Source organism: Enterococcus sp. DIV1411a (assembly GCF_050531945.1).
Taxonomy (GTDB): domain Bacteria; phylum Bacillota; class Bacilli; order Lactobacillales; family Enterococcaceae; genus Enterococcus_B; species Enterococcus_B faecium.
The window spans coordinates 1,516,274-1,530,781 of record NZ_CP172892.1 but is presented as its reverse complement, the minus strand read 5'-3'; the positions used below and the strand labels follow the sequence as shown (position 1 = coordinate 1,530,781).

General features: G+C 36.9%; 14 protein-coding genes. 11 read left to right on the top strand and 3 right to left on the bottom strand.

What is annotated here, in order from left to right:
* Position 1: 1 nt before the first annotated feature.
* The 6 genes from parC to IGJ87_RS07350 all read left to right on the top strand — a co-directional run bounded on the left by parC (position 2) and on the right by IGJ87_RS07350 (position 8,313).
* Positions 2-2,452, top strand: coding sequence for a DNA topoisomerase IV subunit A (gene parC, locus IGJ87_RS07375; RefSeq protein ID WP_002298103.1), 2,451 nt, complete (start codon positions 2-4; stop codon positions 2,450-2,452).
* Between the two features lie 276 nt (positions 2,453-2,728).
* Complete coding sequence (gene pflB, locus IGJ87_RS07370; protein ID WP_430609069.1) at positions 2,729-4,960, top strand: formate C-acetyltransferase; 2,232 nt, start codon at positions 2,729-2,731, stop codon at positions 4,958-4,960.
* 243 nt (positions 4,961-5,203) lie between these two features.
* Positions 5,204-5,965 carry a pyruvate formate-lyase-activating protein gene (gene pflA, locus IGJ87_RS07365; RefSeq protein WP_002298101.1) on the top strand — a complete coding sequence of 254 codons (762 nt, stop codon included), beginning with the start codon at positions 5,204-5,206 and terminating at the stop codon, positions 5,963-5,965.
* A gap of 84 nt (positions 5,966-6,049) precedes the next feature.
* Positions 6,050-6,976, top strand: a complete 927-nt coding sequence (locus IGJ87_RS07360) for a manganese-dependent inorganic pyrophosphatase (protein ID WP_002289263.1) — start codon at positions 6,050-6,052, stop codon at positions 6,974-6,976.
* Positions 6,977-7,157: 181 nt separating this feature from the next.
* Entirely contained in the window at positions 7,158-8,054 is an 897-nt protein-coding gene (locus IGJ87_RS07355) for a DUF1803 domain-containing protein (protein ID WP_002298098.1), read from the top strand.
* 133 nt (positions 8,055-8,187) lie between these two features.
* Entirely contained in the window at positions 8,188-8,313 is a 126-nt protein-coding gene (locus IGJ87_RS07350) for a GNAT family protein (protein WP_002323505.1), read from the top strand.
* Positions 8,314-8,446: 133 nt separating this feature from the next.
* Here the strand turns inward: IGJ87_RS07350 and IGJ87_RS07345 are convergent, their stop codons facing one another.
* Positions 8,447-9,079, bottom strand: a complete 633-nt coding sequence (locus IGJ87_RS07345) for a hypothetical protein (protein WP_002289266.1) — start codon at positions 9,077-9,079, stop codon at positions 8,447-8,449.
* A gap of 147 nt (positions 9,080-9,226) precedes the next feature.
* Entirely contained in the window at positions 9,227-9,769 is a 543-nt protein-coding gene (locus IGJ87_RS07340; RefSeq protein WP_002289260.1) for a DUF2179 domain-containing protein, read from the bottom strand.
* Between the two features lie 134 nt (positions 9,770-9,903).
* On the opposite strand from IGJ87_RS07340, the gene IGJ87_RS07335 reads away from it, so the two are divergent.
* The 4 genes from IGJ87_RS07335 to IGJ87_RS07320 all read left to right on the top strand — a co-directional run bounded on the left by IGJ87_RS07335 (position 9,904) and on the right by IGJ87_RS07320 (position 13,007).
* Positions 9,904-10,293, top strand: coding sequence for a hypothetical protein (locus IGJ87_RS07335; RefSeq protein ID WP_002297001.1), 390 nt, complete (start codon positions 9,904-9,906; stop codon positions 10,291-10,293).
* A gap of 3 nt (positions 10,294-10,296) precedes the next feature.
* A complete protein-coding gene (locus IGJ87_RS07330; RefSeq protein ID WP_002298096.1) occupies positions 10,297-11,061 on the top strand; it encodes an alpha/beta fold hydrolase in 765 nt (254 codons plus the stop codon).
* 128 nt (positions 11,062-11,189) lie between these two features.
* The gene (locus IGJ87_RS07325; protein ID WP_002289258.1) at positions 11,190-12,137 is read left to right on the top strand and encodes a LacI family DNA-binding transcriptional regulator; all 948 of its coding nucleotides are present in this window, start codon (positions 11,190-11,192) and stop codon (positions 12,135-12,137) included.
* A gap of 129 nt (positions 12,138-12,266) precedes the next feature.
* Positions 12,267-13,007: a hypothetical protein gene (locus IGJ87_RS07320; RefSeq protein WP_002299391.1), complete on the top strand. Its 741-nt coding sequence runs from the start codon at positions 12,267-12,269 to the stop codon at positions 13,005-13,007.
* A gap of 292 nt (positions 13,008-13,299) precedes the next feature.
* Here the strand turns inward: IGJ87_RS07320 and IGJ87_RS07315 are convergent, their stop codons facing one another.
* Positions 13,300-13,968: a YitT family protein gene (locus IGJ87_RS07315; protein ID WP_002297002.1), complete on the bottom strand. Its 669-nt coding sequence runs from the start codon at positions 13,966-13,968 to the stop codon at positions 13,300-13,302.
* 133 nt (positions 13,969-14,101) lie between these two features.
* Between IGJ87_RS07315 and IGJ87_RS07310 the strand changes: the two genes are divergently transcribed.
* Entirely contained in the window at positions 14,102-14,389 is a 288-nt protein-coding gene (locus tag IGJ87_RS07310; RefSeq protein ID WP_002289767.1) for a hypothetical protein, read from the top strand.
* Positions 14,390-14,508 lie beyond the last annotated feature (119 nt).

The window sequence follows — 14,508 nt, the reverse complement described above, 5'->3', positions numbered from 1 at the left end:
GATGGAAAATCGACAAGAAGTACAAGAATTAACTTTAGAAGAAGTGATGGGTGACCGCTTCGGACGTTATTCCAAATATATTATCCAAGAACGTGCACTGCCTGATATCCGTGATGGATTGAAGCCAGTGCAACGCCGGATATTATTTGCCATGAACAAAGATGGCAATACGTATGACAAAGGATTCCGTAAATCAGCAAAATCTGTCGGAAATATCATGGGGAATTATCATCCTCATGGTGACAGCAGTATTTATGAAGCGATGGTCCGCATGAGCCAAGACTGGAAGTTGCGGGAAGTACTGATCGAAATGCACGGGAATAACGGGAGTATGGACGGTGATCCACCTGCTGCGATGCGTTATACTGAAGCCAGATTATCCAAGTTAAGTGGAGAGATGCTAGCAGATATCGAAAAAGAAACAGTCGATCTCGTGTGGAATTTTGATGATACAGAAAAAGAACCAACAGTCCTTCCAGCTCGATACCCAAACCTTCTCGTCAATGGATCGACAGGTATATCTGCTGGATATGCAACAGAAATCCCGACTCATAACTTAGCTGAAGTGATTGATGGCACAATCTATATGATCGATCATCCACAAGCGAGCCTTGAAAAATTGATGGAATATATTCCTGGACCTGACTTTCCAACAGGAGGGATCTTGCAAGGAAAAGATGAAATCAAAAAAGCTTATGAAACAGGGCGAGGAAAAGTTATTCTTCGTTCGAAAACAAAGATAGAGGCAATGAAGGGTAATAAACAGCAAATCGTGATCACAGAAATCCCATATGAAGTAAATAAAGCGACCTTGGTGAAAAAAATGGATGAGATCCGTTTGAATAAGAAAATCGATGGAATAGCTGAAGTACGAGATGAAAGTGATAGAACAGGTCTGCAAATTGTCGTCGAATTGAAAAAAGACGCCAATGCTCAAGGAATTTTGAATTATTTGTTCAAAAACACTGAGCTACAGATCAATTACAATTTCAATATGGTCGCTATCGACCATATGACTCCGCATCAAGTTGGACTGAAAGACATTTTAAGAAGTTATATCGAGCATCGAAAGCAAGTCATAACAAAACGTAGTCAATTCGATTTAGCCAAAGCTCAAAAAAGACAGCATATCGTAGAAGGATTGATGAAAGCTTTATCGATTCTGGATGAAGTAATCGTAACGATTCGTGAAAGTAAAGACAAAAAAGACGCCAAAAAGAATTTAGTCGACGTCTTTCAATTTACAGAAGAACAAGCAGAAGCAATTGTCACATTGCAATTATACCGTTTGACGAACACGGATATCACAGAGCTTCAAAAGGAATCCGAAAGCTTGATTGCGCAAATCACAGAGTTGAATAAAATCCTTTCAAATGACAAAGAGCTTTTCTCTGTTATGAAAAAAGAATTGCGAGAAGTGAAAAAAAATTATTCTTCCGCTCGTCTAACGACAATCGAAGACGAAATCGAAGAAATCAAAATTGATACGCAAGTCTTAGTGGCACAAGAAGACGTAATTGTCAGTGTGACGCGAGAAGGCTATGTGAAGCGAACAAGCCTTCGTTCTTATAGTGCTTCCAAACCAGAAGAAATCGGGATGCGAGAAGGCGACTACTTGCTATACTCAGGTGAATTGAGTACATTGGACCATGTTCTTCTGATCACAAATAAAGCAAATGTGATCTACCGCCCTGTCCATGAACTACCCGATTTGAAATGGAAAGATGCTGGTGAGCACATTTCTCAAACAATCTCCAATCTGTCTGTAGACGAATCGATTTTAGCTGTTTTCCCATATCAAAAAATTCAAGCAGAGAAAACATTTGTATTCATCAGCAAGAATGGATTGATCAAGCAAACACGAATGACAGAGTTCGAACCATGGCGCACCTATAAGAGCCGTCCGCTCAGCTGTATGAAGCTAAAGGCGGAAGAAGATGAACTGATTGCTGTGTATCTGAAAGAAGATCAGCCAGGCTTAGATGTTTTCTTAGTAACGCATCAAGGAATGGGTTTGCGCTATCCTTTAACAGATGTTCCCGTTGTTGGAGCAAAGGCAGCTGGAGTGAAGTCTATGAATTTGAAAGATGGAGATAGGATTATCAACGGGCTGCTTGTGTTAGCAGAAGGTGATACGCCGATCGTAATCGTTACTCAGCGAGGAGCTGTTAAACGCATGCTTGCTCAAGAAATCAGCCAAACTTCACGTGCGAAGCGGGGAGTGACGGTCATGCGTGAGCTGAAAAAAAATCCGCACCGTATTATCTATATGTCGGAAGGAAGATCAAAAGAAATAACCTTGATGAATCAAAAAGGGCAGCAGTTAACGATTGACCCAACTGATTTCCCTATAGGTGATCGAACATCGAATGGATCATTTGCGATGGATGAGAAAAAAGGTGGAGAAGTCATCGAAGTTATCGATGCTCCTGAGATTTTCATCGAGTCGTAACTGTTGTAGTATTTTAATGAAGAGACGCCATCTGTATTAATACAGGTGGCGTCTCTTTTTCATTCATTTTTAATAAATCCTTATACGTTTGCAAAAAAAGATGAAAGTGTTCACAATGCTTAAATGTTGGTATGTCAACGTTGATTTAAATATATGTAAATAAAACATAAAAATTGTTAAATAAAAAACAAGAAAACCCTTGCAAAGATAGGGTGCTGTGTTATACTAATCACGTAAAAACTGTTACATAAAACAGAAATTTAGGAGGTCCATACAATGGAGCAATGGAATGGATTTAAAGGTACCAAATGGAAAGAAGGCGTAGACACTAGAGACTTTATTCAAAATAACTACACTGAATATCGCGGTGATGACAGCTTTTTGGAAGGCCCAACAGAAGCAACAGAAAAATTATGGGATGAATTGCAAAAGTTAAATGATATCCAATTCGAGCGTAACGGTGTCTATGATATGGACACAGAAATCGTATCAACTATTACTTCACACGATGCAGGCTATTTGGATAAAGATTTGGAAAAAATCGTCGGTCTACAGACAGACAAACCTTTGAAACAAGCATTCATGCCGTTCGGCGGAATCAATATGGCTAACAATGCGCTAAAAAGTAATGGCTATACACCAAACGATGAATTGACACATATTTTCACTGACTGGCGCAAAACACATAATCAAGGTGTATTTGACGCTTATACTGCTGAAATGCGTGCTGCTCGTAAAAACAAAATCATTACAGGGCTTCCAGACGCTTACGGTCGCGGACGTATCATCGGTGACTATCGTCGTGTGGCATTGTATGGAATCGACTATTTGATGGAACAAAAGAAAAAAGATCATGATATGACTGGTTATCATACAATGAGTGAAGAAGTGATTCGTTTACGTGAAGAAATCACTGAACAATATCGTGCATTAGCGCAAATGAAAGAAATGGCTGCGAAATATGGCTATGATATTTCTAAACCAGCTGCAAATGCAAAAGAAGCTGTCCAATGGCTATACTTCGGATATTTAGCAGCAATCAAATCACAAAATGGTGCTGCGATGTCAATCGGACGTATCTCAGCATTCCTTGATATCTATATCCAACGTGATTTGGATAATGGAGTAATCACAGAAAAAGAAGCACAAGAATTGATCGACCACTTAGTAATGAAATTACGTATGGTCAAATTCGCGCGTACACCTGAATATAACCAATTATTCTCAGGATTCCCTATCTGGGCTACTTTATCCATTGCAGGTATGGGATTAGATGGTCGTTCATTAGTTACAAAGAATGATTTCCGTCTGCTTCATACATTAACAAATATGGGACCTTCACCAGAACCAAACTTGACTGTTTTGTATTCTGAACACCTTCCAGAAGGATTCAGAACATATGCTAGCAGAATCGCTATCGAAAGTTCTTCGATTCAATTCGAAAATGATAATCAGCTTCGTGAACAATGGGGTTCTGATGATTGTGCGATTGCTTGCTGTGTATCAGGAACAGTTGTCGGAAAAGACATGCAATTCTTTGGTGCTCGTGCTAACTTGGCTAAAACACTATTATATGCCATCAATGGCGGAGTCGATGAAGTGACTGGCGCCCAAGTTGGACCAGAATTTCGTCCAATCACATCAGAAATACTAGACTTTGAAGAAGTGAAACATAACTTCATGAATATGATGGATTGGTTAGCAGAACTATATGTCAATACGTTGAACATCATTCATTATATGCATGATAAATATTCTTATGAAGCAGCTCAGCTGGCTTTGATGGATTCTGACTTGCAACGCACATTTGCTACAGGTATTGCTGGGATTTCTCATGCGGCAGACAGCTTGTCAGCGATCAAATATGCAAAAGTAAAAGCAATCCGTAATGAAAAAGGAATAGCAGTTGATTTTGAAGTGGATGGCGACTTCCCTAAATACGGAAATGATGATGACCGTGCAGATGAATTAGTTTCATGGATCTTGGAATACTTCATGGGACAAATCAAACGTCATAAAACTTACCGCAACTCAAAACCAACAACTTCATTATTGACGATTACTTCAAATGTTGTTTACGGTAAAAATACAGGAAATACTCCTGATGGCCGTGAAGCTGGAAAACCACTTGCGCCAGGAGCAAATCCAAGTTACAATGCGGAACAAAGTGGGTTATTAGCTAGCCTGAACTCAACAGCTAAAATGAATTACGGCTGTGCATTGGATGGAATTTCAAATACCCAAACAATCAATCCTTCAGGTCTTGGAAAAGAACAAGATACAAGAATCGAAAACTTGCGTAATGTCTTAGATGGATACTTCTCAAAAGGAGCTTATCATTTGAATGTCAATGTATTCAGTAATGATTTATTGCGTGATGCAATGGAAAATCCAATGAAATATCCGAACTTGACGATCCGGGTATCTGGTTATGCAGTTAAATTCCGTGACTTGACAAGAGAACAACAATTAGATGTCTTGATGAGAACTTCACACGACAGAATGTAAAAAGTTCGTGAAAAAAGTTTTTCGACTTAGCGTCGAAAGGACGTTGAATAGCCATCGCATCAAAATCGAATAATCAGTATGCTTATTTGAAAGAAACGATTTACAGGGGCAGGACTTGTATGTTCCGTCCCTGTAAATTTTACACATAACGAAGCGGCAATTGCGAAAAATTTTGTTCAGAAAGCTTCGCTTCGACAGCTAACTTGTACTTAAAATGAAATCAAAGAAAAGATGTGAACTTAAATGGAAGAAAAAACAATCGGCTATGTTCATTCTATCGAAACTTTCGGTTCAGTAGACGGACCTGGACTGCGCTTTGTCGTGTTTATGCAAGGATGCCGCATGCGTTGCCAATTTTGTCACAATCCAGATACTTGGAATATTGGCGGAGGGAAAGAATACACAGCAGATGAACTTTTAGATAAAGCAGAACGCTTCAGACCTTACTGGGGAAATAAAGGTGGTATTACTGTTAGTGGTGGAGAACCTCTATTGCAGATCGATTTTTTGATCGAACTATTTAAAAAAGCAAAAGAGCGGAAGATGCATACTACATTGGATACATGCGGAAAACCTTTTACGTATGAAGAACCTTTCTTTTCACGTTTTCAAGAATTGATGAAGTATACAGATTTACTGTTATTTGACATCAAACACATCGATAATGAAGAGCATAAAAAACTAACGCATTGGGACAATGAAAATATTTTAGAAATGGCTCAATATTTGTCAAAAATCAACAAACCGGTTTGGATTCGCCATGTACTAGTTCCTGAGCGAAGTGATTATGATGAATATTTGATCCGACTAGACAACTTTATTCAAACCTTGTCAAATGTAGACAGAGTAGAGATTCTTCCTTATCATACGATGGGAAAATACAAGTGGGAAACACTTGGTTTGAAATATCCATTAGAAGGGATCGAACCACCTACAAAAGAACGTGTCGAAAATGCTAAACGATTGCTTCATACAGAAGAGTATACAAAATATTTAACGCGATAGGTCGCATCGGAAAGAAGATAAGTATTGCTTCTTTCCGTTTTTTTGCTATTATTAAATAGGAGAAATCACAAAGGAGCGAATGACATGTCAAAAATTTTAGTTTTTGGTCACCAAAATCCAGATACAGATGCAATCGGGGCAGCCATTGCGTTTTCACACTTGCAAAATGAATTAGGTAAAGAAACAGAAGCAGTTGCTCTAGGTACACCTAATGAAGAAACACAATACGCATTAGACCACTTTCAGCTATCTGCACCACGAGTAGTAGAGTCAGCTAAAGCAGAAAATGCAGATGTCATGCTTGTGGATCATAATGAATTCCAACAAAGTATTTCAGATATCAGCGAAGTAAATATTTTAGCTGTAGTAGACCACCATCGTATTGCAAACTTTGAAACAGCTAATCCATTGTACTATCGTGCAGAACCAGTTGGATGTACAAGTACGATTATTTTAAAACTATATAAAGAAAACCAAGTAACAATTCCTAAAGAAATCGCAGGAATCATGCTCTCAGCTATCATTTCAGATACATTGTTGTTCAAATCACCAACATGTACGCCTGAAGATGAAGCAGCTGCAAAAGAACTTGCAGCAATCGCTGAAGTCGATCTAAACACTTATGGACTTGAAATGTTGAAAGCAGGAACAAATCTAAGTGATAAATCAGCTGCGGTTCTTCTTGATTTGGATGCAAAAAGTTTCCCAATGGGCAGTTCCAATGTTCGTATCGCTCAAGTCAATACAGTGGACCTTAATGAAGTGATGGATCGACAAGCAGAGCTAGAAGCAGCAATGGAAGATGAAATGAAAGCAAATGGCTACGATCTGTTCGTATTAGTTGTCACAAACATCTTAGACAGTGATTCAGAATTACTTGTTGCTGGTAAAGGAAAAGAAAAAGTAGAAGAAGCTTTCCAAACAACTTTGACCAACAACCGTGCTTTGCTTAAAGGTGTCGTTTCACGTAAAAAACAAGTCGTACCTCAATTGACGGCTGTATTTAGCTAATCAAAGGGTAGTATGAAGCATTCAAAATGAATGGATAAGCGATTGATATAAAAAGAAACATAGAACATACTAAAGGCCGAAGAAATGGAGGAGAATAACAGTCAATTATGACTCTTGTTCTTCCTCCTTTTTACGTAAAAGCCTTTTAAGTAAAATAAAACGGATAGAAAAGAGAACATATATGAACTATTATTATTCAAAAAATAAGGAAAACTTTTATCAAAAACTGACCGATGATCCGCTTTTTTCTTCATTGACCGATTATCTATATGAACATCGAGAACAAGAAACGATTCTAAGAGAATTGAAAAAAGAATTTTCGCAAAATAAATTTTCCCATTTTCTTGATCTATTGATCGATGCAGGATTAATCAAGAGGGAAGAACGAAGATATCATTTGAACTTTCCAATATTTGATCCTAAAGATTACTTGCAACAAGCCACTTCGGCTGCTGAAACCATAGCTGAACAATTGAAGAGACTCTCTGTTGATGAACAAAAATTAGCGATGGGAGAAGTTATTTGGGCGTATTGTTTCGAAGATGAACGGAAAGAAGCGTATTTTTATGGAGTAAGAAACAGCCGAGAGACAGAATTGCTGAGGGCAACTGCAGGAAATGAGAAGTACCGTTTTATCACACTTTCCTCTATAGAACACTTCCCGCTTACTTTGGCTAATTACTTTTTTGTACAGAAGAATCAGCTTCCTGTAACGAAGGCATTCAAAGAATTAGCCGAACTTATTGGAGACGTAAATGAAGCGTACTTTTTTGATCAAATAGAAGTTATCGTTGACAGGATACGTAAGAATAAATATAAAAATCGCCGGCCTAGTATTTTCCATCAGTCTCTACTTGTGACGAATACTATAAAGGAAGAAGAATCATTCACATTAGAATTACCTATTGTCGAAAAAAACAATTTTGAGATTGAATTACCAACATTGGATCCTTCATTGACAATGGAGGAAACGGCCTTTCTTAAACGACAAATCTTTTCTGAGCTGAGCAAGAAATTTATACCGCATGCATTTTCTTATATCAAAGAATATAGAACAGTTTTAGTGAGTAAAACCTAAGAGAGCAGTAAGCAAAAATTATACTGACTCTTGCAGGAGGAGCCTTTCTCTTCCTTTATGGTTAAAAGAATTATTTGAGTATTTTGCCTATCTACCACCTATTGGATTCACTACATGGTCTGGAAACAAAGGAATGCAAAAAAATGGTGAGAAATGTGGAATGACAAAGGAAGTAGTGATAAGAAAAGTTAGATTTTTAAATAATCAATATTATGATTCAGTCAAGTATGGCATTTTATGGGAAGAACTAGCTGCTTAGATTAGGAAGTCCATTTGATGATCCAGAATCACTAAGAAACGAATGGCGAGTCATTAATAATTTATACAATCTTGGGTTATTCTTTTAGATTGAAGTGTTTAAAACTAAAAAAGCATTTATGAAGTCGTAATAGTCAGGCTTCAAAATGCTTTTTATTTTGTTTGTTTTTTCTTTGCCACATAAATACACCTAGACTGACGATGAAGAGCATATCCAACAGATTTCCTGCGACTTGGATCGTCGAAGGGTTGGTCAGTGGCATTAAAGCAAGGACAAAAAAGGAAAACAAGCTGTAAATAAAACAGGTGACAGGAACTAATCGAAAGAAGAGTGGACATTTCAATTGGCTAAAAATGAGTGAAAAAATAAAATAAGTAAAAATGGATAAAATCACGACTAAACCATTCATGATAAAGAAGAAAAGCGTATTGTGATTAAACGAATAAAAAAGAATTGCTAAAAAAGAAAACGTTTTAAATGCAATCAATACGCTTGAAGCTTCGTTTAACGTACCAGGATGTCGATGAAAAAAATAGGCACCGAAATAAACAGAAAACAGTAAGCCGCAAAGAGAAGACAAAATCAAAAAAAACGGATTTTCTTCGGCTTCTGTGATATCAGAATGATCCAAAAGCAACCAGCCTAATGCACTAGAAGGCGCATGTGAGGTCTTAAGGTATGAATAACATAGAAAAAATAAGATCGTCAAAGTTGCAAAAAAAGAGCCTAAATGTAAAAAATTAGTGGTTCTACGTTGAATTTCCATAATATCTCCAAATTAAATTGATAAGTATATAAAGTATAATAACAAATTGATGAGTATATGTCGATGTTTTTTAATCAAAATAATAAATAAAAACTGTCTAACATTTAAAATTTAATTTAGATATTAGACAGTTTTTAAGTTTGTGAGTTATTTTCCTTGTCGTTTTCTCACTTTTTTAGTCCAGAAACCACCTGAAATATATTTTGGCTCATAAGAAATGATAAAAGCACGCTCTTCGATTTCTTTGATCAGGCGATACAGTTCACGTTCGCTTTTTCTAGGAGAAAGTATTTCGAGAACTAGCCGCTCACCTTCCAGCCCCATTGCAGAAGTCTGTGTCACACCATAACCGTGTTCTCTCAGTATACCCGGCAAACTTTTATCTTCTGCGCTATTTGCTGGCAAAATCGTTGTGACCATGATGTATCCTAATGCCAATTTGTCTTCAATCAAAATTCCGACACTGATACCTACTGCGTAACCTAACGCATAGACAAATAAATTCAGTGGATTATCTAAACGATCTAAAACAAGGGATAAGCCGACGATATAAATCGTGATCTCGACCATACTGACAAGTGGAGCAATCAGTCGATAGCCTTTCATTGTCAACATGAAACGTAACGTGTTCAGAGTGATATAAGCAAAATTAATGAGGAAGATCATCCCCAACATTTTTGGATCAATCATTTGTAAAACTCCTTTCATTTATATAACAACAATATCAAAAAAAATCGTAAGTGAAGAAAAATTGAAACTTTATACATACAAAAAAATGATAAAATGATTATAATAGAATTATAAAGATAGGTTAGGTGATTAAAATGAAAACGGTCAATCGTGTGTTTTGTGCCAGCCACGTGCTAAGTCTCCTTCTCAGTATATACTTAGGTGTCTATTCGATTCAACAGCCAATTGAGGTAGAGAACATTGTTTTTCAGATGTCGCTGACAGATGGTTTAATTTTAAGCGTTTTTTTCTTTTTGATACTGTTTATTGGTAATATTTTCGGTAGCGTTGCCAGTTTTTTGAATTTTTCTATTTATCCACTCCTTTCGCTAGCATTAGGAGTGGTGGGACTTTGTTCTCTGTGCTTATTTCCCGAGCCATTCAGTCCTGCATTTATATTATTTGGTACACTGAACCTGTTCCAGACAACTGTTGGAGCATGGTTGCTATGGCGATCAGGAAATTTAATGAAAATAGGTGAGTAACAATTGAATCCAATTATATTGAAACGTTCTGTCCATCATATTCCAGTGTTAGAAGTTGTTCTGAAAGAATTAAGAGAGGAACGTATTCCCGTTGTCATCTATTATCACGGATGGCAGACAAGTAAGGAGTTAGTTTTGACGCAAGGAAGAAAAATTGCGCAGCAGGGCATTCGTGTGATCCTGCCAGATGCGATGAATCATGGGGAGCGCAAACAGCCGGTTTCTTCTATTCCATCCTATACATTTTGGGATAGTATCTACGGAAATCTGTTTGAATTTGACACACTTATCAAGCATTTAGAAAAAAGAGGTCTTCTACATGATCAGCTTGCAGTTGGCGGGGTTTCGATGGGGGGAATGACAACATGCGCCTTGTTGGCTAAACATCCTCATATAGTAGCGGGCGTGTGTTTGATGGGTTCCCCTGCACCTTTGGAATATGGAAAAGAAATCGTAAGGCGCGGATCGGAATATAATTATGTCGTACCAAAAGACTATTTTGATTTGATTTCATGGGTTAAGAGCTATGATTTGTCATTGCAGCCGGAAAAGTTAGCTGGACGTCCTCTGTTCTTTTGGCATGGACAAGCTGACGAAAAAATCCCTTATATACAAACGGAACGATTTGTAGAAAAAAATCGGCATAAGTCTTACGGAAAAGAAATTGTTTTTCGTTCCTCAAAAACACAGCGACATATGGTACAAATACCACTAATGGAAGAAGCTTCCACTTTTTTAGCAAAAAATTTGATAAAAAAGTATAAATAATTGAAACGGAAAATCACTCATGACGATAGAGGATTTTCCGTTTTTTATTTTGGGCTATAATAAACTCTGTTAGGAAAATTTGGTATAATTGATAGTAAGAATGACAACATGTTAGAAAGGAAGAGAGCATGCCCACTTTAGCAGATGTTGCAAAACGTGCCAATGTTTCAAAAATGACGGTCTCTCGAGTCATCAATCATCCGGAACAGGTGACTGACGAATTGAAAGAGTTAGTTTTCTCAGCAATGGCTGAACTGGATTACCGTCCAAATATTGCTGCAAAAGCACTTGTCACGAATCGGTCGCAGATCATCAAATTATTTATACTGGAAGAAATCGACACAACTGAGCCCTATTACATGAATTTGCTGATGGGAATCGCTAAACGGATCGGTAAAGCGCATTATTCTCTCCAATTAGTTACAAATGATGCCTTCGACGTCGGTTCTTGTGATGGATACATCATCACAGGTGTCAGAAAAAAAGACTTCGATTGGATCGATCGTTTGGAAAAACCAGTTGTCTTGTTTGGGGAAAATTCTGAAGGATATGATTATGTAGACAGCGATAATGAATATGGTACAGCAAAAGCAACGCAATATGCCTTAGAAAGAGATTATCAAACGATTATTTATATCGGTATCGAAGTGGACGAGCCTTTTGAAATTTCAAGGGAAACTGGTTATTTATCTGTGATGAAGGAAGTTGATCTTCCTAGTAAAATCTTGCGGTTTCCAAATCATTCGACAGAAGTAGAAAGATATATGACAGAAAACTGGGCAGATTTTACAGATAAAACTTGTTTTGTATGTAGTTCAGATCGGCTAGCACTAGGAGCAGTAAGAGGGATTATAAATGCTGGAGGACACTTGCCCGAAGAATTTGGTGTGATTGGATTTGATGGGGTATTTTTAGACCAAATCAGTTCACCTAAATTGACAACGATCAAGCAAGATATTATACGTATGGGTGAAGTATGTGGAGAAATGTTGTTAAAAAAAATAGAAGAAAAAGGGGCGAGTCAAGGTTATCGTCGTTTTTTTCCTGAACTAGTTATCAGAGAGACAACGAATTAAGTCTTATTACTATATATATATTTATGAAATTCATCGCTATTTTCTTAAAATAATCAGCGCATTGCTACTGAAAACAATGAATCTGTGCTATTATTGAGAAAAGTTCCATTTTTGAGAAGGATGGTTTGAATGAAAGAAATCAGACGAAAACATTTCCGTTTTCCTGCGTACGATGATGAGTTAGGCGTAAAATTAACCAACGACAAGAAGCGAGTATTATTTGACGGACAAGAAGATCTTTTGACTGAACAGAATCAGTCCCCGTTTGAGCAGATGAAAGAATTTCATTTCACGAACACGAACACCGAGAAAATCCGTCGCAAGCGTCGTGCAACAAATGGATTGAAGTCAGCTCCGCGTAAGGGAAATTTGGAAAAGCATAAAGGAAAATTACCGGATTATACCGGCCATTACCAATCAGAAATCACATCGACAGGACGAAAAAAACTTTTTGGTGATTCCTCTCGTTCTGTCAGACAAAGTGAAACAAGGACAGAGTCCAAGCATACTACACGAAACGCATCTGTTGACACGAAGGTGCGGGAGCGTTCTTATTTTGTTCCTAAATATGTACCCGCATCGATTATCCCAGACCCTAGAGAAAGCAAAATTTCTGAGGATCATTTAATCGAATCGATGAAAAAAACGGATGACTCTTATCTGTTGTTCGATACTGAACCGACGCCGTATCAAGAAAAAAGAAATGGTGAGCCGTCTGTACGAACATTCAATCGAACAAAAATGTTAGAGGAAACAAAGCAGTCAGAAGAAAAAAAATCGAAAAAAAGCCATGGTATTTTAGAACGCTCATTACAAGGATTGATCGATGATCAAGGAAACTCTTTGGGAGAAAATAGCTATTTTAAATAAGTGATATACAAATTTATATTCGGCTACAGTTGGAAAGGAAACGCTGCGGCGTTTCCTTATTTTATACTCTATCCGAAAGTTTATATCGTATCCTCAGATTTTTTTGAGCTTAAGCGAATTTTTTCTCCCAATAAGTAAGAAAATAATGGCAAAATAAAAAAACAAACTATTTTCGCAGATCGTTTGCAAAAATAGTTTATTTTTTATTTTTTTATAAAGAAGATTTTACTGAATAATATCATTTTAGTTTACATAATGATATTTCTGTAAATAAAGTAGTGAAAAATAAGAATCAGTGCTCTAACTGTTCAAGAGGGTCAAGTGGTTCAAATGTTTCTGTAGTCTGTTTTGCTTCCAATTGGGGCAAAACAGATCCAATTTCCAGATATTTCACTTTATTCAATGTATAAGATAGAATAGAACAGCTAAGTAATGTATACAGAAAATGTGTGAGATCCAAATAAAGCAAGGAGACAACTAAAATACCAAAAGTAATCAAGAAAAGACTTTTGCCAATCTTAATATGAAAATATTTTTCAATGGCTTGATAAATGATATCTGTTCCGCCTGTGCTTCCGCCGAATCGAAAGACGAGACCGCAACCAATGCCAGAAAGAATACCTGTCATCAAACTATTGATCAGTAGACTATCTACAGCAAAATGTATATGAAGGCTCTCCCATAAATGTAAAAAGAAAACTAGCGCAAATGTTCCGACGATCGTCCGGAGAAAAGCGTGTTTTCCAAAAAGAAACAATGAGATAAGCAATAAAGGTAAATTAAAAAGCAGTGAAGTGACAGAAGGAGCGAATCCAAAAAGATTATGCAAGAGCAAAGCAATACCAGTAACCCCACCATCTGCCAGCTTAGATGGAATATTGATTCCTGTCACAGCTAATCCGTAGATTCCTGCGCCTAAAATGATTCCGCACAATTCTGTAAATAAATTTAATTTTTTCATTTCTAGCCTCTTTTCTTTTGAAAATTTTCAGCAACTTCTTTATTATACTGACTTATACTCTTACTTCAAGAGGAAAATGAAAAAAAATTATTTTTGGCTGTTTCTTTTTATTTATCAAATAAGGAGTGGAAAAATGCGAGCAGCAGACTTATTGACAATTCTTACAAAATCACCCAAAAAAACAGAGTATCAAGGAGTTTTTTTGGCTCAAGAACAAAAACTGGTGCCTGTGACAATGGTCCAGATAAATAAAGCAAATCAATTTATCTTTTTATTTGAACACGGCAAAGCACCACTTGCTATGAAAGACATCTTTCTTTTTTTGATGAAGAACCGTGAGAAAGCTGTTTATTATCAGTCAAAAGAAGAACTCATTCCGCTTTATGGAGTGAAAGAGATAGAAAATAAAGTGGTGATATAAGTAAAAATAAGAAAACAAGACGTTTATGATGTCAAAACAACCGTTTTTTACATTTTTGGCAAAAAAGTGTCATGATACAGTATAATATTCGTTGAACAGGCCAATAAAGGTGTTCTCCC

Excerpts from the sequence above, each read along its gene's own strand:
- parC (WP_002298103.1), top strand. The coding sequence starts at position 2 with ATGGAAAATCGACAAGAAGTACAAGAATTAACTTTAGAAGAAGTGATG.
- pflB (WP_430609069.1), top strand. The coding sequence starts at position 2,729 with ATGGAGCAATGGAATGGATTTAAAGGTACCAAATGGAAAGAAGGCGTA.
- pflA (WP_002298101.1), top strand. The coding sequence starts at position 5,204 with ATGGAAGAAAAAACAATCGGCTATGTTCATTCTATCGAAACTTTCGGT.
- IGJ87_RS07360 (WP_002289263.1), top strand. The coding sequence starts at position 6,050 with ATGTCAAAAATTTTAGTTTTTGGTCACCAAAATCCAGATACAGATGCA.
- IGJ87_RS07355 (WP_002298098.1), top strand. The coding sequence starts at position 7,158 with ATGAACTATTATTATTCAAAAAATAAGGAAAACTTTTATCAAAAACTG.
- IGJ87_RS07350 (WP_002323505.1), top strand. The coding sequence starts at position 8,188 with ATGCAAAAAAATGGTGAGAAATGTGGAATGACAAAGGAAGTAGTGATA.
- IGJ87_RS07345 (WP_002289266.1), bottom strand. The coding sequence starts at position 9,079 with ATGGAAATTCAACGTAGAACCACTAATTTTTTACATTTAGGCTCTTTT.
- IGJ87_RS07340 (WP_002289260.1), bottom strand. The coding sequence starts at position 9,769 with ATGATTGATCCAAAAATGTTGGGGATGATCTTCCTCATTAATTTTGCT.
- IGJ87_RS07335 (WP_002297001.1), top strand. The coding sequence starts at position 9,904 with ATGAAAACGGTCAATCGTGTGTTTTGTGCCAGCCACGTGCTAAGTCTC.
- IGJ87_RS07325 (WP_002289258.1), top strand. The coding sequence starts at position 11,190 with ATGCCCACTTTAGCAGATGTTGCAAAACGTGCCAATGTTTCAAAAATG.
- IGJ87_RS07320 (WP_002299391.1), top strand. The coding sequence starts at position 12,267 with ATGAAAGAAATCAGACGAAAACATTTCCGTTTTCCTGCGTACGATGAT.
- IGJ87_RS07315 (WP_002297002.1), bottom strand. The coding sequence starts at position 13,968 with ATGAAAAAATTAAATTTATTTACAGAATTGTGCGGAATCATTTTAGGC.
- IGJ87_RS07310 (WP_002289767.1), top strand. The coding sequence starts at position 14,102 with ATGCGAGCAGCAGACTTATTGACAATTCTTACAAAATCACCCAAAAAA.